The organism is Stieleria varia, assembly GCF_038443385.1.
GTDB classification, from domain to species: Bacteria; Planctomycetota; Planctomycetia; order Pirellulales; family Pirellulaceae; genus Stieleria; species Stieleria varia.
In genome coordinates this window covers 2,638,248-2,655,990 of the sequence record NZ_CP151726.1, presented here as the reverse complement: position 1 = coordinate 2,655,990, position 17,743 = coordinate 2,638,248, and the positions used below count along the sequence as shown (strand labels likewise).

14 protein-coding genes are annotated in these 17,743 nt (G+C 54.5%); 9 read left to right on the top strand and 5 right to left on the bottom strand.

Features of this window, described 5'->3' with window-relative positions:
- Window positions 1-389 precede the first annotated feature (389 nt).
- On the bottom strand, window positions 390-1,046 hold the full coding sequence (locus Pla52nx_RS09075; RefSeq protein WP_146521206.1) for an ECF-type sigma factor: 657 nt from the start codon (window positions 1,044-1,046) through the stop codon (window positions 390-392).
- A 191-nt stretch (window positions 1,047-1,237) separates the two neighbouring features.
- On the opposite strand from Pla52nx_RS09075, the gene Pla52nx_RS09070 reads away from it, so the two are divergent.
- The 4 genes from Pla52nx_RS09070 (at window position 1,238) to Pla52nx_RS09055 (ending at window position 7,496) form a co-directional block, all read left to right on the top strand.
- Window positions 1,238-1,603 (top strand): hypothetical protein, encoded by a 366-nt coding sequence (locus Pla52nx_RS09070; RefSeq protein ID WP_146521207.1) that lies wholly within the window; start codon window positions 1,238-1,240, stop codon window positions 1,601-1,603.
- A 48-nt stretch (window positions 1,604-1,651) separates the two neighbouring features.
- Entirely contained in the window at window positions 1,652-4,123 is a 2,472-nt protein-coding gene (locus Pla52nx_RS09065) for a hypothetical protein (protein WP_146521208.1), read from the top strand.
- Window positions 4,124-4,131: 8 nt separating this feature from the next.
- Complete coding sequence (locus tag Pla52nx_RS09060; protein ID WP_197454757.1) at window positions 4,132-6,432, top strand: serine/threonine protein kinase; 2,301 nt, start codon at window positions 4,132-4,134, stop codon at window positions 6,430-6,432.
- A gap of 314 nt (window positions 6,433-6,746) precedes the next feature.
- Entirely contained in the window at window positions 6,747-7,496 is a 750-nt protein-coding gene (locus tag Pla52nx_RS09055) for a hypothetical protein (RefSeq protein ID WP_146521210.1), read from the top strand.
- Between the two features lie 184 nt (window positions 7,497-7,680).
- Here the strand turns inward: Pla52nx_RS09055 and Pla52nx_RS09050 are convergent, their stop codons facing one another.
- Window positions 7,681-8,553: a hypothetical protein gene (locus Pla52nx_RS09050; protein ID WP_146521211.1), complete on the bottom strand. Its 873-nt coding sequence runs from the start codon at window positions 8,551-8,553 to the stop codon at window positions 7,681-7,683.
- Between the two features lie 380 nt (window positions 8,554-8,933).
- Between Pla52nx_RS09050 and Pla52nx_RS09045 the strand changes: the two genes are divergently transcribed.
- Window positions 8,934-10,199, top strand: coding sequence for a hypothetical protein (locus Pla52nx_RS09045; RefSeq protein ID WP_146521212.1), 1,266 nt, complete (start codon window positions 8,934-8,936; stop codon window positions 10,197-10,199).
- Between the two features lie 68 nt (window positions 10,200-10,267).
- Here Pla52nx_RS09045 and Pla52nx_RS09040 read toward each other — a convergent pair whose 3' ends face one another.
- Window positions 10,268-11,896, bottom strand: coding sequence for a hypothetical protein (locus Pla52nx_RS09040; RefSeq protein ID WP_146521213.1), 1,629 nt, complete (start codon window positions 11,894-11,896; stop codon window positions 10,268-10,270).
- A gap of 337 nt (window positions 11,897-12,233) precedes the next feature.
- Here Pla52nx_RS09040 and Pla52nx_RS09035 point away from each other — a divergent pair, with 337 nt between their 5' ends.
- Complete coding sequence (locus Pla52nx_RS09035; protein ID WP_146521214.1) at window positions 12,234-13,046, top strand: PEP-CTERM sorting domain-containing protein; 813 nt, start codon at window positions 12,234-12,236, stop codon at window positions 13,044-13,046.
- A 133-nt stretch (window positions 13,047-13,179) separates the two neighbouring features.
- The gene (locus Pla52nx_RS09030; protein ID WP_146521215.1) at window positions 13,180-14,040 is read left to right on the top strand and encodes a hypothetical protein; all 861 of its coding nucleotides are present in this window, start codon (window positions 13,180-13,182) and stop codon (window positions 14,038-14,040) included.
- A gap of 25 nt (window positions 14,041-14,065) precedes the next feature.
- On the opposite strand, the gene Pla52nx_RS09025 is transcribed toward Pla52nx_RS09030, so the two are convergent.
- Window positions 14,066-14,710 (bottom strand): hypothetical protein, encoded by a 645-nt coding sequence (locus Pla52nx_RS09025; protein WP_146521216.1) that lies wholly within the window; start codon window positions 14,708-14,710, stop codon window positions 14,066-14,068.
- A gap of 389 nt (window positions 14,711-15,099) precedes the next feature.
- Between Pla52nx_RS09025 and Pla52nx_RS09020 the strand changes: the two genes are divergently transcribed.
- Together Pla52nx_RS09020 and Pla52nx_RS09015 are read left to right on the top strand one after the other, a co-directional pair.
- Window positions 15,100-16,344: an amidohydrolase gene (locus tag Pla52nx_RS09020; RefSeq protein ID WP_146521217.1), complete on the top strand. Its 1,245-nt coding sequence runs from the start codon at window positions 15,100-15,102 to the stop codon at window positions 16,342-16,344.
- A gap of 9 nt (window positions 16,345-16,353) precedes the next feature.
- On the top strand, window positions 16,354-17,478 hold the full coding sequence (locus Pla52nx_RS09015; RefSeq protein ID WP_146521218.1) for a carboxylate-amine ligase: 1,125 nt from the start codon (window positions 16,354-16,356) through the stop codon (window positions 17,476-17,478).
- Window positions 17,479-17,500: 22 nt separating this feature from the next.
- On the opposite strand, the gene Pla52nx_RS09010 is transcribed toward Pla52nx_RS09015, so the two are convergent.
- A complete protein-coding gene (locus Pla52nx_RS09010; RefSeq protein WP_146521219.1) occupies window positions 17,501-17,680 on the bottom strand; it encodes a hypothetical protein in 180 nt (59 codons plus the stop codon).
- Window positions 17,681-17,743: the final 63 nt, after the last annotated feature.

The window sequence follows — 17,743 nt, the reverse complement described above, 5'->3', positions numbered from 1 at the left end:
GGGACGTGAAAAGAATGCTGCTGCCTGTGACCGTGAAGCGATCATCGCCGGTTCATTCTTCACGTCCCCAGCAATCCCCTCAGTCGCGGATGCGACGACAGCAGCTAACCCGGGGCGTGCTGGCTTCGCCTCGACCCGAGGCTATGTTGTTTAACCACTTCGTGGTCGGTTTGGAGAATAAGTGTCCTCTCTCGTTGCCAAAATCACGCGGATCAATGATTTCTATGTGAATTTAGCGACACTTATTTTCCGCACGTCTCGGAGAGGCTCGGCTACGTGAATTTCCGAGCATCTGCGAAATTCTTCTTTGTTTGAACGCTGAACACAATGTCTTCTTTGCATCCCTACGACGCGAGTAACGCGACCGACGCAGCATGCACACTGACGTCCTAGTCCGAATCAGCGGAGGAGTCGTCTAGCAAAGACGCCAACAGACGTTTGGTGAGGTCGAATTTACGAATGACGGTTCGTCGTGAAACGTTGAGCACTTCACTGATCTCCTGCTGACTTCTCCCCTCCATCACCATTAATGCGATCGGTCGGAGCGATTCATCGAGATGCTCGATGGCATCTTTTAGAACCAAGTCGATGTCTTCGGTGGTGAGATCTTGAATCAAGTCCTCAACGCGACCCGCACCGTTGTCAGTCGCAAGGTCTGACATTGCCAACAGGCGTCCTCCGCGGAGTCCACGCGTTTGGCGTTGTCTGCGTCGAGATGCTTTACATGCCGCAATGCGACAGAGCAACCGCCATACGTCGTCACGCCCTTTGTTTTGTGTCGCCCTCTCTCCTCGCATGTAAATGCAGAAACTCATGATCGCACTTTGAACGACGTCATCCGCTTCGACGTTCGCACTCACCAACCCTTGCAGAAGGTTGTGGGAAAGTTTCCGCAGGCGAGGAAAATACTCGACATGTATCCGCCTGGCTATCTCCTGCTCATTGGCTGCCCAGTCCCTCAAGAGCAAGCTCATTGAACCGGCGGAATCGACTGGTAGATCATTTGGGCGGGCGACATGCGGGTCGCGTTCGGATTCATCGTCCATTGGATTGAAGGACCGAAGCGAGAGGTCGACCAACGTTGACTCTACGGTACGACGTGTCGCAAGCCCAAATGCTATGAAAATGTTTTTCCGGATTTTCTGTCACCCAATCGGTTGTGCCGGGCCATTGAGAGGTAGTCATTTCAGAATCCCGCTTTTCAGAACATTTACGCCGTTCGAAGGAATCAATCCAGATGGTGCGATCGACAGCAATTCATCGACCCCATGAAACGCATCGCCAATGGTGGTGGCCCGCTGCTCTGTTGAGCTTGTTTGTGTTGACTGGCTGTGGTGGCCCGACCAACCAGGGAAGCCCGACCAATCAAGACTTTACCAAGGTCAAGGTCGGAATGCCACTGAAGCAGGTCGAACAGATGCTAGGAACGGGTGTGGAGGTGCTCGCCGATGATCCGGAAATCCCCGGCGTCTACATTCCGACGCCAAAAGAGAGAGCCGACGCGGGTTCGCCAAACCAACGCTGGATCAAGTGGGTGACCCCAGACCACTACATCCTCATCGGCGTTGACGACGGCGAAGTTTTCTCCGTGCGGCGTCAATAGAACATCTTTCGGCATCAACTTGGCACCTACACAACGCTGGAGAGCGGAATGAGTCAACAAAAAACGTGTGTCTCTCATGGTCTGCTTGTATGGCAAGCGACACTTGCGTTCACAGCCGGTGTTCTTGCGATTGTGTCATCAGGATGCGGCTCCGATCGGCCGTCGATGGAGGAGCTCGACGTTTGGATTCGGACCCACCATCGCAGCGGCGAAGTCAATCAAACACTGAATTCCATTTCTCTGGTCAACTCGAACAAACAGTCGGACAGTAGCTTGAAACTTGAGTTTCAAGTCCACGAACAACTGAAGTGCGATACATTTCATCCAGAATCACTCGCCGAAGCATTTGCGGCATACAATCACGACCCCAGCAGCTTCGAGCGAGCAAGACAAACGCTTGCCGGTCTTCGCGAACCAGAACGATCCGTTGCAAAGACCAGAATGCCGCCGCCGGAGCCACCGCTCCAAATATTTCGGCGGACAGGCAGCACCGGCGACAAATCGACCAGCAATGGCTCTGTCATCGCCAGGAAAAATGCATCCAAATGGGAATTCACAGACCTGGACATTCAGGTCGTTGCCAAAGGTTTCGGAGCAGACGCGATCGCCCGCAACGACCTGCCTAACGACGCAGTGCTGCTCGAACCAAATGTATCAGAAAACTCGGTCACGCGACTCATCGCCAAACGCAATGAACTGATCCAAGCGGTTGCAAATGCAGAAGTCCAGATGAAGGAACGGCTCAATCGGGAGCATCAACAATTGCTGGCCATGATCCATTCGAATCAATCGTTTCAGGCATCAATATTCGCAACGAACGGTCCGGTTCAACAACTAAGCTTGCAGTTTGTGCATCAAGAGAGCGACGGTGAGAAGGTTGTCGTTCTGCTTGAGGACGTTGCAGACCATCTCCGTCGCGCATCGTGGATAGGATCGCTCAAGCTCGCCGATCCACCGCAACCGACCTCCAATGAGAATGGGATGCCCGACGGAGTTCGCCCACAGCCCGACGGAGTTCGCCCACAGCCCGACGGAGTTCGCCCACAGCCCGACGGCTGGTCAATTTCGCTCACACCAGTTGAAGGGGAGCCCCCGTTTCCAAAAACAGATGCTCAAAGCAACATCACCTTAGGTATTCTCTCGGACAACCAGCTAGCGTGGTTCAAGTCGCAGAGTCCAGTTGCGTTCCAAAACACAGCGATCTCATCGCCTCTGCCAGACTATCGGGCATACCGTTCGCAGATTCAGCAGTGGACAGGCCGGGGACGAGTATGGGAGGGAGCGATTCAGTATGATGGCGATGTCTCACGCAATGTGCGGCTGACTTTTGCCGAGAACCGCGACGAAGGCAAGTATGTCCGTGTGATCATGGAAACCTCAGTTGATGATTTCGCCGTGGCCATTTTCGAAGGAGTGCTGACGACGAGTCCGGAAAACATTTTTTCTTGGCCGCTGAATCTGAAGTGGACTTCCGGCGAGGGAACAAAGTTTCAAGGCACGGAACATCAGCTACCAATGATCACAAGCGGAATCGGCGGTTCCCTGAGACTCGCATTTTCTCCAACAGGTGAATGCTTTGGAGCAAGCAGCAGCCGGGGAAGTCTCACACAGAATATTTCCGTAGACTTGAAACCTGCCGCTGAGGTCGCTGAAATGCAAAGCTCGCTGTCGCGATGGGAAACTGCTCTGCAATCGGGGACTCGCTGGACAGGCAAGATTGTTCGCGGTGAAAGTGCCGCGGACAAGGTCGTGTTGAACGTTTGTGAAGTTCATGACGACGGGCAAGCGTTTCAAATGACCATTCAGAACCCAGACAATCCTCATCAGTTCCGATCTTTTTCTGCTACGCTCGACCCGATGGACCGCGCCATCGATGGATATGCTCTCCTACTGGAGGCGAAGTCCAGTGTCGCACAGCCCACCCACTTTGGATACAGCGGCTACGCCGACGTCTATGGGGTGCATCGCGACGCGAAGCATCAGTTCCGATTGTCCACCGATGGAACAACACTGCTGGGAATCTCCGGTTCCAAAGAGCTCATTGAACTAACGAGAGAAGAGACTTCGATTAAGGCCCCCTCGGACCGCGATGGCATGGCTCAATCTTGGCAACAGGCGTGCGCCACTGGGAATCGCTGGAAGGGGCGGTTGACCAACTCGCGAATGGAATCATCAACCGATATTGAGATGAAAGTGACATCGGGCGTCGATGCAACTGGAACTGTGGAAGTAGAACTTTCGATTCCCAGACAACGCACGCCGGGATCGCGATTTCGCGGACAGCTACGTCTCGATGGTGATAACGTTCATGGGTTCGCCATCGTGTTACAAAAGCATGAGCAGAACAGAGGAGCGGGGGAGAGCCTTGTCTTTGGCAGCTCACAACAAGGAATTGAGCTCTTGTTCAGGCTGGCGGAGGATGGAACGGGACTGATCGGAATGGCGTCCGAGGCCGGACAAGCCATCGAGTTTCTGGAGCTTCAACGAATACCAGCCACTCAATCTCGGCTCAATCGATGAGCGAACATATGGCAATCAAAAGTCACTCCCCGCAAGAGATTTCGCGACTCCGCATCATCGACTCAACCGCCGATCGGTTTGAAGCCGCTTGGCAGGCCGGGGCACAACCATGCATCGAAGAGTTCCTGGCCGAATGCTCCACTGACTTATCCCAAACGCTATTGACCGAGTTGCTGACCCTGGAGCTGGAATGGCGTGCTCGGCAGAAACAAGTTTTCTCGCAAGAGGACTATTTGAAGCGGTTTCCTGGCGATTCCGAAGTGGTTTCCTCCGTTTTCACTTCGTGGAGTCACAGCGAAAACCAATACAGCACCGTTGCGGAAAAATGGCCAACCGCCATACGGCAAGGAATGAGCACGGTCGCGGATAGCCAACCCTCCCGATCTTCTGACGCTGACCTGCCCGGACGCTCAGAATGTCAGTTCGACTCTGACAGAGAGATTCCAACACACATCGGACGCTATGAAGTCATCAAGTTGCTTGGCACCGGCGCGATGGGCAACGTCTATTTAGCGAGAGATCAAAAACTCCATCGTCACGTTGCACTCAAAGTCTCTAAGCTGAACGATGAAACCGAGAAATCCGATCGGATGGAAAGGTTTCAACGAGAAGCACGGGCAGCAGCCACTCTTCATCAGCCGAACCTCTGTCCCGTTTACGACATCGGTCAAGTTGACGGGCTGCATTTCATCACAATGGCCTACATCAATGGTCAAACCCTGCAGGAAACCACAAAAAGTGGAAAACGGTACACTCCACATGAAGCCGTCAATCTGACTCGAAAACTGGCATTGGCCCTGCAATGTGCTCATGTGGCGAAAGTCGTCCATCGAGACTTGAAACCCGCCAACATCATGATCGATCAACAGAATGAGCCGATCATCATGGATTTTGGATTGGCCCTGCTGTCCGACAATCACGACGACGCTCGGATTACCCAAAGCGGCATGATCATTGGCTCGCCAGCCTACATGTCACCTGAGCAAGTGAGCGGCAAGCGGGATGCCGTCGGACCTGCCTGCGATGTCTATAGCCTAGGAGTCATCCTCTACGAATTGTTGACCAATCGCTTGCCCTATGAAGGTAATGTGCTAGCTGTGATTGATCAAATTCGCGCCGCCAATCCCAAGTCGGTACGAATGTTGCGACCTGAGATCGATATCGAATTAGCCACGATTGTCGAAAAGATGATGTCAGGCTCTGTCGAAACTCGCTATTCCTCCATGCAAGCGGTTGTCGCTGATTTGGAGAACTGGCTCAACACGCAAAATGACCGACTCCCGGTGCATCGAGAGAGATACCGGATACCAGTCAGTCGGGCAGTATTCGTCGCCACGCTTGTCGGCGTTTTCATCCTTGGGGCTGCGGGAATCCTCCTCAGCTTGAAAACAGAAAACGGTCGCGTCCTGGTTGAATTTGATGGAATCGGCAAGCCCATCGAAGTGGATGTAGCCGAAGACAAGACGATCAAGATTCAGGACCCGAACGATGGAGCCGAGATACTGGTCACCATTGATGCCGAAAGCAAGCAGCTCATGCTCAACAAGCATGGCTTTCAGATGGCAGTGAAGCAGTTCAGTCTAGAATCTCCTGAGGGCCGCCGAGTCAAAGTGTCTTTTCTCCCCTCACAAAGTCCAGTGACGAACATCGTTACGATTCCATCAGCGTCTGCCGATGTGGAGAGATCGATTGTCGACATTATGAATCGGTTTGAAACCGAGCCCTCTATCGAAGACGACTATAGCGCAGATCGGGTATTGGTTGACGACACGACCACGTTTCTCGCTACTGAAAACGAGCGGCTCGTGTTCGCGAGAAAACAACCGAATCATGGCAGTTGGGGTGGGTGGTGGGCCTATCCACGCTTCAGCTACAAAGACGAGGGTTTGCTTAATGTGGACCTTCGTGCGGTCGGTGACCATGGAGGCTGGATTGTCGACCTGAACCACAAGAAGACCGTGAATGGCAAGAATACGTATGACGGTCTGCGAATTGTTTACAATCAAAATCAGATCTCTGTGGGGGCTAGCATCTTCGATCCAAGGCGTCAGGAACGCGACACACAACTTGAAAAGGTGCTTGCCGAGCAAACTCCGTTGAACGGTAACGGCGAATTCAACTCACTTCAATTGTTCATCCAAAAACGACTGGTTCATGTGTACTGGAACGGTCAAATGCTCGGCACACCCGTCGTGTTGCCTTACGAATTGGATTCGGCGACGGTGCTGGTGGGAGGAGTCGGCTCGCCAGATTCCCCAACGAGGGCAGAATTTCGACGCTTGGAATTTCGCCGTCTGAAGTCGAATTGAGATCGAACTTTGATTGGCCAATGAACCAATGTCTCACCTCAAAATCGAGGGCAAAACACCCGCAAAACACCCGCAAAACGCGGATCGCTGCGATCACAAACGTACTGTCTTCCTATGCCAACACGATTGACCGAAGAGCCCCTCTGGGTCGGCTCGCGGCTTGAATAGCGAGTACGGATCTGATTTCCACACGAATCCCCAGGAGTCTGATGCCACTAAGCCGACTCTGCAACCGATTCGGTATTGTTGGTACCAGTGGAACGTGAATTGTGTGCTAGCCTTCGATTGATCTTCTTGATTCCGAAGGAGAGCCAATGCTCAAAAAACTCATTTTGCGTTTTATCGTTACTTGCTGCGTCCTCACCGCGTTGTTGGTGGCCGGCATCATCTGCACCTGCGTCCTGGCGACCTCCGTGCCTGGGCCGTACGCCCAAGCGTTGGAAACGAAGGACGACGCCCAGCATCGGCGACAACTCGAAACGAAACTGGTTCGGCTTGTTGCCGGAGGACTCACGCCGGAGCAGCGCCTGCAACTGAGGCACGAACCGACGATGCAAGAGCGATTCAACGTCCAAGAGTGGTCTGCCATGATGGATGGCCTTGATTCACAGCAGAATCCGAACTCGCAATCCATTTCTCAAGAAGAAATCAATGCTTGGATCGCTGCTGAAATGCCGCTTCCTCGTGGATCGGGATTACGTGATCCGCGAATCCTCTTCCGCAACGGATGCGTCGTCTTGGCAGCGCGACTGGACGCTGAAACATTCTCCGTTGTGTTGACCGCTGAGTTGTCACCGCAAGTGACGCCCGAGAAACTCATTCTCGAAATCACAAGTCTCCGCGTCGGTCATGTGCCGTTGCCGGTTGATAAACTCGCGAAGCTGCTTGCCTCGCATCAACCTCGCGCAAACAAAGGAATCACAATGGACCTCAACGCGAGTCCGCCACGGATCTACATGGATTGGGAAAGTAGCCGGAACGGCCACATCCGCGTGACGGACGCCGTGATTCACGATGGCGAAATCGAGATTACCGTGGCTGCGAAACAAATGCAGAAACTGTAGGTCATGCTGTGCATGACGAAATACGGTTGGCTTTTCTGTACGCTTGGACTCTGAGACAACTCTCAGCAACGCCTGGTGCGGTCGGGTTGTGATGTACGGATGATGCCATGCAGAGCATGACCTACGAGAATGAAAACCTGCGGTGCCCCACCGGACCGGACATCTATCCTACGTATTCTCACTGTCAGGCGGATTCGCTACCCCAGGACATTGCGACCTTGGCTGCTCGGGCTGCATCGGAACGCAATCCGGCAAAGTGCTTGTGGGGCTCATCAAAGAATGCGTCGGGCATTTGGCCGTAGTATCGCATGCTGTCGAAAACCCGATCCCAGCCACTTCGCTGAGCAAGTGCATAGGCCTGCAGGCCTCGCTCGATCCGCTCCTCCGTGTTGGCGAAGTCGCGGAAGTAAAACCATTTCAGTGCTGGAAAGTACGAAAACCGAACGATAGGGTGCAAACACAACCAAGCCATGATCGGACAGTCGAACGCGGCGATCGCGGCCGCCACGCCTGGCGCAACCGTGACTTCCTGCTCGTTTCGAAACGACTGCTCAAACACGTCTCGTTTCTCTTCCGATGTGAGCTGCAATTCGTTTCGACTGGCATGGTGCACACGATTCAATGCGTCCAGCAACGCGGCCGGCACGACCGTCTCGGCGTCAGGTGAGTCGCCGAAATGTTTGGTGAAGTAGTAGTTTGCATAGCTGTCGATGCAGACTTGCCGATTCACCACCCGGAACGCTTCTGAAAACTCTCGCAAGATTCCCAGTCGAAAAGCTTTCTCCCGCCGGTTGTAAAAATACCGCTTCGCAACGAGCCGACCGAGCGTTCCGCCGGACTCAAAATAGGCCAAGCCCCAGAGCGCACCATGCGCAGCGATTTGCGTGAAAGCGTGATTGCGTCCAGAATCCGCGTACATGTGAGTCAGGATCGAAACCCGACGCGGGATCTCCAGTAACCCTCCCGCCAATACTTCGCCCTCCGCCTTGAACGCATCATACCGCTGCTGCAAATCGTGGGATTCCAGGTGATCGCGGGGATGCTGATTCGTACCCATGGTCAGACGCAATGCTCGTTCAGGTTTTCACGGACGGATATCCATTTCACGCATTCTAACAGAACACCTCCGCAAATCGCCACTTCGGGCCAGCCCGCCGAGCAGGCAAGAATGCTCAGCCTACAACGTCGGGTACTCGTTTTGTTGCGGTTTGACTCGAAACAAACCGTTGGTGGTTGCCGTTGCGAGAGGAAATTCTGGCGAATCCCATTACTGGTTTTGCAACCAATGTTTCGTGGTTGCTCGATACATCGCTGCGGCCCTGTTCAGCTAGAATGATCTGGTCTTTTCCGAGAAACTGCGGAAGTCGTACCAAGCCTGTACGTTCTCCAACCGGAAAAAACACTTACCATTCACACCACCTAGCCGGAGAGATCGTCGTGCGCGTACTAAAAGTCATCGTTTGGGCGGGTGTGTTGCCACTATTGATTCATGCGTCCAATGCGTTAGGGGATGGCCCCGCACTGAGCCTACACGTGAATCAGGACGGTCGGTTCGAAGCCATGATGCCATCGACCACGCGTGACTCAGTCATTGAGGGCCAGCAGATTACGGACACTCAATTTGAGTCAGCGGCCTCAGTGGACAACATGGCCTTTCGGGTGCGAACACAAGTGATCTCGCCGATCAAGTTGGATGATCAACTCGTGAATGATCTTGCAAAGAATTTCATGGCACAGGCCCGTGAGCAGCATCGAAGTGCGTCGGGTAACAACCTGAAAACGGATCGCGAATTCAAACAGCACGGAATCCCCGCGAGCGAGTTTGCCTACAGCAGTCCGGCGGGAAACGGCATCTCGGTGCGTCACCGCGTCCTATTTGACGGCCAACGACTGTACCTGTCATCCATTACCGGGCCGGCCCGAGCGATCGAGACCACCGCCGCCAACGAGTTCCTCGATTCAGTGGGTCCCTTGGGAGCCAATCCAAAGAAAAACGCACCGCCGGCAGCTCCAACAACGAAACCTGCTCCAACAACGAAACCTGCCGCGCCTGCCAGTTCGGCGAAGCCCGAAACGCCAACGCCGCCCAGGATGAACAACCCAAAGACCGCCAAAGCAGGTATTCCTCGAGGATTGCAACGCTACGTCAATGAATCGATGGGGATCGAAGCTTTCATGCCAAAGAGTGTCAAGGAGGTGAAAGACAGCGAGCAACAGACAACGATCGGTCAGATGGGCAACAAAGGATTCATGGTCTCGATCGCCTATCTCAGCAAAGAAGAGTCCACGAGGCTGACACGGTTGGCACCGCAGCAGCGTCTGGAAGAGCTTCGTCCCGAGGTCAACAAACTGATCGCCAATGTGGTTCCCGATCAAATCACGCGTCGCGGGGTGACAGGGTTTGAAGCGGTGGGAACGATCAAAGGAGTTCCTCACAGGGCTCGCGCACGAGTCTATGCGTCCACCACCAAGGTCTACGTGATCGCGACCTGGGGCAGTGACGACTTTGCGATGTCCAATGACGCAACCGACTTCTTGGACTCGCTACGCATTCGAGAACTTGAGGATGCGGCCGACCGCAGCGCGAGTTCGGTGATCGAAGAAGCAGAGGCTCAGCGCAGTGAAGCCGAAAGCCAGTATCGGAAACGACAGGCCGATCGCAAAGCAAGACTTGAGAAAGCTTATGGCGACAAGGGGAAGTAAAGGTTCGGAATGCCCCCTCAGGACTTCTTTCGTTTTGCAGGGATTCTGTTGGCATCTGGCACTGGCAGCTATTGATTTGGGTGCCCGTGATACAGGTACAGGGCACCGTAGGTCCAATTGCGTTTGGGCATCCCGGGAAAGTTGGCTCGGTCCATCATCAACGCGATGTACGGAGCCGGAAAGCCTTGTGGCATCGGAATCACATTGGGCCAAACACGCGTTCCATGATCCTCGTCCCACGGCGGCAGGTCCATTTGCAGTTCACCAGCAGGTTTCAGATCGGGATAGGTACGGATGTAAATGGTTCGATCTGCGCTGCCAAACAAAGCGTATCGTGTGTCGCCAAATCGTTGGATCAAGGTCCCTGTGCTATCGACATCGACCGGTCCAGCGATTCGCTTGAACCCACGATCCCAAGAGTCACTCTCCCACATGGCCGCTCGATAGTTGCCTGCGTGCTCGCATAAGAGCAACCGCCATTTCTGTGCTTCCGCGTCATAAATGCAATGGGGGTCTTCGTGGGCGCCGTCGATTCCCACTGGCTTCGCTTGCATGACGCTGAAACCTCGTCGCGGATCGGACGATGATGAGACCGCAAGGATCGTTTTGGATTCCTTGGTCGACTGGGTACCGAAAGCGCTGAAACCCGTGGTCCATCCACGCCATTGGCCCGATGCGCTGTCACGAAACAGGTGGGATGCCAGTTCATTCCTCAACAAACCGTCACCCATGTCAAAAACGACCATGCCTTCGAATCGAAGATCAAACACAGACGGATTCATCGAAAACACGCCCTGAGTCGGATGCGGCAGGTCTCGGCCTCGCAGCGTGATGGTGAGCCAAAGTCGGCCATCGTCCAACAGGGGTTCGCCGTGTTCGTCGGTGATCGCTCGCAGGTCGGCTTGGCCTGTGCCGGGAGAGATCGAAGCGGAGGCACCCAGAATCTCGACGTTCGCGCGTGCTTGGAGGTGACATGAGATTCCCGTGCGATAGCGAACGAAGCGTGCTTTCTCACGCAAGTCAAAGTGCTGTGAAAAATCTGCGTAGCCGATGAGGTGCGAACGCCCCTCTGATTCGACGAAAACGTTTACGCCAACAGCCGACATCTGCACGCGTAGATCAAAAGGTTCAGCCATGTCAATCAGTTCGTTCGGCCATTCCCAGCGTTGCATGTCGACCTCCTTTGCGTCATGAACAACTCGCCATATTACTGACGATGGTTTTCCATTGATGAAATCCACTTCCGCGCTCATCGCATCCCCAGCGTCTGAATCACGGAAACACAGACCGCACGCACCTGTGCCGGAGAACGACTTGAGTGTGACATCGTAGGTGGCAAAGGGATTGAAGCCACCGAACCAGCGATACGACTCTGACTCCTCATCTGACGAGGCAATCGTCAATGTGTCTCCCTGGATTGTGCAAATCGCCTTCCGCTCTGCCACGCTGAGCTCAGGATGCATCAAATCGAACGCGATGACCTTTGATACCTTGAGTTCAGAAAGAGGAATGGATTGCGTTTTGTCGAACACGAAGCGTCGTACCGCTTGCCGGCGGAAAAGGATGTCGGCAGGGCGACGCGTCCCCATCGTCGATTGCTGTGCGAACAACACGTCTGGATCGACGATGGCAGCCAACGTCATGAAAAGGAGGCTGGCGATAAATGGAAGAAAACGCCGTGTAGGAGCTGACGCCATGTTGGAATCTCTCGAAGGGGACTGCCGAAACCGTCGAATTTAGTCAGTCCAAAAAAACTTCACAGTACGTAGTGATCCATAAGCCAATCGCGACGCGTTGTTACTGACGCATAAATCATCGTTATTTCGCAAGATTGCCGGAATGCCCGCCGAAAGGCGTGAGCAGGTGATTTTCCGCTCCAGGCGGCCATGTGAAGATTCCGGGAAAGACTGCCCAAATTGCCCATTCTTGCGTGCAATCGAGCTGAGAATTGGTATTTTCGGACCAACTCAGAAGGCGGAAAGTATTTCAGCAGAAGCCCCCCGTTCACTCAAAGCGTAGAGCTGAGCCGCATCCATGATCTCACGACTTGTTCTTTGTACTTTTGCCGCGTTCATTTTCGTCAGTGGCGCCACGGCCTATCGCGCGTCTGCTGCGATCGTTGCATCGCATGATTTCGATGCACCCATGAATTTGACGGGGTCGACGAGTTCGCCCATCGCTTTTAACGGGTTCACGAGCACTGGCGACGCCTGGGGAATCTACGATTTCAACACTGGTGGCCCATTCAGTTTGTTTGACGACACAGTCGCTGGCTCGGGCGGTGGAGCCGCGTTCGCTGGAGACTCGCTTGGGATTGTCCAGTCGACAAAGACCGACAGCTTCTTTGGAATCAACGACACCACCAACGGTGATGTTGCTGATGGAGAGATGACGGGAACTTTCACGTTCGACATCAGCAGTGCGACGGGTGGTCTGACCAGCATCGGAATTGACTTTGCCGGGATGGGAGATTTTGAGGCATCCGATTTGTTGACGATCAGCTACTCGATCGATGGCGGAGCGTTCACAGACATCTTCGTTTCTTCTGTCGACGAAGCAGTCTCCAAGGACTACACGATGGAGTCAGGCACGGTCATTACGCTTGACGATCCCATGTCAATCAACGGAGTCGAGCTGAGTAACTCATTCCAAACGATCTCGGCGAATGTCGGCGGGACCGGAAATTCGTTGACGCTACAGGTTTTTGCGGATACCAATGCGGACGAAGCGATCGGGTTCGACAACATCGTCATCAATGGCTTGACGGCTGTCCCCGAGCCAGGTGCGTTCTTTGCCCTGATGATTGGAATGGCTGGAGTCGTCACCGCCCGCCGTCGCAGGCGATAACGGATAACCAGCGACACGCCAATCCATTGCCGCTAGAATCCAGGCTTCTGCAAGAGCCTGGCAATGGGTCGCGAGAACCGGTCGGACTCTTTGAATTCCTCCGACCCCCAGCGTGCGTTGCTCGCCTCCTTCCATGCCAGACTTCGACAAAATCGCTCGGCGGCTGACAAAGAATGCTTATCTGCCGCTGGACGATCAAGTCGAGCAGCTGCAGCGATTATGCCCTGACGTGGTTTGTCAGCTAGAGCAGGATTCAGGGCGTGGCGGTCCGCTCATTTTTTGGGGAACCTGCCGAAACGTAGACGAACTTGCAGGCAAGGTCATCGTCGATCCAGGGATTCTGAAGCTGATTTTTCGGGTAGCCGAGCAACGTTTGGATATTGAGTTTCCACACGCGGGTCTGCAGCACACCTACGGCTACCTCTTCAGCGTTATCAACACTCCCTACGGCAAGAAGCGGGAACGTTGGACCAGTGATGCATTGGAGCACTCGCTTGCTTTGCCAAGCGACACGCTGAGTCCCGCTCCTGCAACGGGCACCTTGTTGGCCAACGCAACATGGCTGGCTGGCAACATTGCGTTTCGGGGACATGCGAGACGAAACTGGCTGATTCGGTGTCTCCGCAAACGTGTGGCGTCGGCGATGGGGCAGTTGGATATCGACGCAATGACGCGTCTTCGCTCGGTTGAAACGATCTCCCTCCAGCGTGATCGCGGGCGAGATGCAAGCGTCTCATTGATTACGGACTTGCTTCGATTGCCACAGACCGAGCGGGGCGCCGAAGAATGGCTGCTGGTTTACAGCGTCAATGACTCTCGAAAGCCGCACCCTGAGATCATCACGCTATTTACTGTTGCCCAAGCATTCGTGCAGGCTGTACGCGAAAGGTCCGCTAAAGGCAAGCTGGATGACATTCGATTGCGATACAACGCTTGGGTTCCAGGCTTCCCCGCGGCCCCACAGTCGGGAACGGTAAGGTTGGTAACCGAATGATGTTGGTACGATTCGCCCGCGTCAATCAAAACTGAATGGCGACAAGATAAATCAGGGCAATGATGCTGCTGATTCCGATCAAGCGAATCGAAGTTGTGACGTGACGGTATTTTGCACCCGAGATATGGGAATCGATCAGCAGGCACGCGGCGACTTCTTTTCGCAACCCACCATCGCCCATCGACTCACACTCAGCAATGAACCGATCCGCATCATCAAGTTTGAACGCCACTGAGATTGCGGCAGGGTGAAAATGCGAGCAGTGTCCCAACGCGGGATGCTGACCCTTGCGACGGTACGGCAGGATGCAACGAAAGGCAAAAATCCCAGAGAGCAGCAATAGCAATAACCAGATGGCAAACAGGCAGCCGACCATCGTTGTCCACCAGGATGTCGGATGAACCGCGTTCTCTTCACCGAGATAGCTACGCAGTGTCGGGATCACCAAGCCCGCAACCGCTCCACCGACGGTCAACACCACAGCCGCCTTTGCATCTGCAAACCGGATCCATTCCGCAATGACGTGGTAGCCTTCGATCAGGTTTGCCGTTTCCAGATTCGACGCGACGACCGTTCTGTCAGGTTGAGTGGGCAACGGAGATTTGGGTGACATATCAGCCAGCGCAGTAGGACCGTCTGATGCGTTGTCGACTTGCGTTTCGTCAGGCATGAGCGTTGCGAGTGGGGACAGGAGGGAGGGATGATCTGCGACCGTGATAGATTTCCCAGAACAGTCTAGAGTGGCCAGAAATCCAAAACAACGAGGCGCTCTTTCCGACACTCACAAAGCAAAGGTCGATCGGAAAAGGGTACCGCTCGGTTTTTGGCTTCGTGCCCATGTGGGCGTGTGCCCATGTGGGCGGTGGGCGGTCGAGTCGATCGTAGAGCGGTCAATCTTGGTCGTCGGTCATCCATCACTCTGACGGCGCAGACTGCCACATCGTTCAGTCCGTAGCCCGAATTACATCGACACTCTGCTGGACTAGGTGGTTAGGGATTCCACGTCGTGTACACTTTGTTAAGAAATCGTGTCACCCTAATGCGGAACTCCTATCGCGTATGAACCACTTTGTCGTCGACGCAAATCAACGCTCCACAGCTTTGCAGGTTTCCACTCATGCGAGTGGTTTTTCTGCTGAATTGCAGAGAATCCGTCGACACCTGCATCGGTTCCCAGAACTGTCAGAACACGAGCACGAAACGACACGGTTCTTGGCAGGAGAAGTCTCGCAGATGGATTTGGTCGCTGAGCTGGCCAATGATCAGCGGGGGCTGTGGGTGGACATCGGTTCGGGAGACCGTTGTGTTGCGATACGCGGTGACATTGACGCGTTGCCGATTCAGGAAGACTTTGATCGCGGGTATTGCAGTGAGATCGAAGGTGTGATGCACGCCTGCGGTCACGATGCTCATGCCACCACGGCCCTGGGCGCGGGCATGATCATCAAGCGGATGGACGCCTTGGGTCAGTTGCCCCATCCCACACGGGTGCGTGTGCTGCTGCAGCCGGCTGAGGAAACGAGCACGGGAGGATTGCACATGATTCGCTCGGGCGCGTTGGACGGCGTCGATGCGGCGGTGTCGCTGCACGTGGACCCCACGCGTTCGGCCGGTCAGATCGGTGTGCGGTCGGGCAGCTTCACTGCCGGTTGCCAATTGTTTCGCGTCACGTTTGATGGCCGGTCGGGACACAGCTCGCGTCCTCATTTGACGGACGACTGCATCGCTGCGTTGGCCGCGTGGATCAATCAAGCCTACATTCGGGTTCCCCGCTGTCACGATGTCTTGGAACCGATGGTCTTGAGCGTCGGGCAAGTCTCAGGGGGCAACGCCGCCAACGTCATTCCCCGCCACGCAGAGCTTCGTGGAACCCTTCGAGCCGTCACAGACTCAGCCATGGCATCGGCGTTAGGCTGCCTGGAAAAACTGAATCGATCGATCGAGCAAACGCACGGTTGCAAGATCGTTTGGCAAGTCGAACAGTCGGCGCCAGCTTTGATCAACGACGCTGCAGTGACAGAATTGATTCAGCGATCAGGTATTGAATTGCTCGGGAGTCAAAATGTGCTGCCGATTGCCAACCCAAGCATGGGCGCGGAAGATTTTGCTTTTATCGCAGAAAAAGTTCCTGCCGCTATGTTCCGCCTGGGCATCGCCGGTGCTCAGATCGGTTCCGCGCCGTTGCACACGCCACAGTTTGACATTGACGAGAGTGCCTTGCCCATCGGGGCGGCCGTCTTGGCTGCCGCAGCGATCGCGTGTTGCGATCCAAACGTCGATCTACCATCCCCTTCCTCCAGCTAACGGAATTGCATGCCCCAATCCGCGCCCATTCCCACCATCGGTGTCGAAGAAGAATATCAACTGGTGTGTCCACAGACAGGTGCACTGAAATCCGAGTGCCAACATGTGATGGACAATTTGCAAGGTCCGATCAAGGCAGACATTCAGAATGAGTTGTTTCTCAACACCATCGAGATGGCTTCACCGGTCTGTCAAACGCTGGACGATGTGCGGACGAGCCTGAACGAAACGCGAGCGGCGATCATTCGATCAGCCGAAGGACTCGGATTTGCACTTGCCTCTGCGGCGACCAACCCTCTGATATTGCCCGATGACTCGCAGACGACCCCCAAGGATCGTTATCACGCGTTGATGGAGCGGTTTCAACAGATCGCGCGAGACATGTTTATCTTTGGCTGCCACGTTCATGTGGCCATGCCGGAAAAGGAGATGGGCGTTGCGGTGATGAATCGATCTCGCCGCTGGTTGCCGTTTCTGTTGGCGTTGACCACAAATTCACCTTTTTGGAATGGACACGACACCGGGTACGCCAGTTTTCGACGTGAGATGTGGACACAGTGGCCGATGGCCGGTCCGCCACCTCATTTTGAATCTGTCCAGGACTACCAAAGCTGTGTGTCCGAACTGGTTCGATGTGGTGCGATCAAAGACGAGAGCTTTATCTACTGGGACATTCGTCTGCCGACCAAAGTTCCGACGATCGAGTTCCGTGGAGCCGATGTCCTGTCCCGAGTGGAGGAGACCGTTGCCTATGCAGGACTCGTTCGCGCGGTCGTGATGAAATGCGAAGACGACGAAATTCAGGGGCTACCCGTTCCTCCTGTCCGTCATTCCGTTTTGACGTATGCGATGTGGCACGCGGCACGATTTGGGATGCATCGCTCGTATGTCGACCCCGCAACAAACGCCAGAGTCGACTTCCCGAGCGTTGCTGAGTCAGTCCTGCAAGAACTCGGACCGGTATTGGATCGTGCAGGCGACCGTGATTGCGTGGAAAGATTCATCCGTGAATGCGTCGAACAAGGTACGGGCGCCGACCGCCAACGAAAGTCGGCCGGGGGTGACGCCATGGATTTGGTGAACGTCGTTCGTCAAGTCATCAAGGAAACGAAGCAACCTGGATTGCAAAATTGACAGATAGTTGTTGCACTCCGTTTCATTCGTCAACATCAACCGTGATGCTGCCATCATCACGATCCTGCTCGACAGACACGCCTCCGTTGGGAGTGTCCACATCCAACAGCGTTTCTTTATTGTCGCAGCCAGCAATCAAAACACCCACCGCCAACGCCGAAGTAATGAGAAACAGGTGAAGGAGCTGTCGTGCTGAGTCCATGATTGGGTCCTTTTTTTATTCGAGTTGGAACTTGATTCCACTGACCATGGCAAACCGTGGACC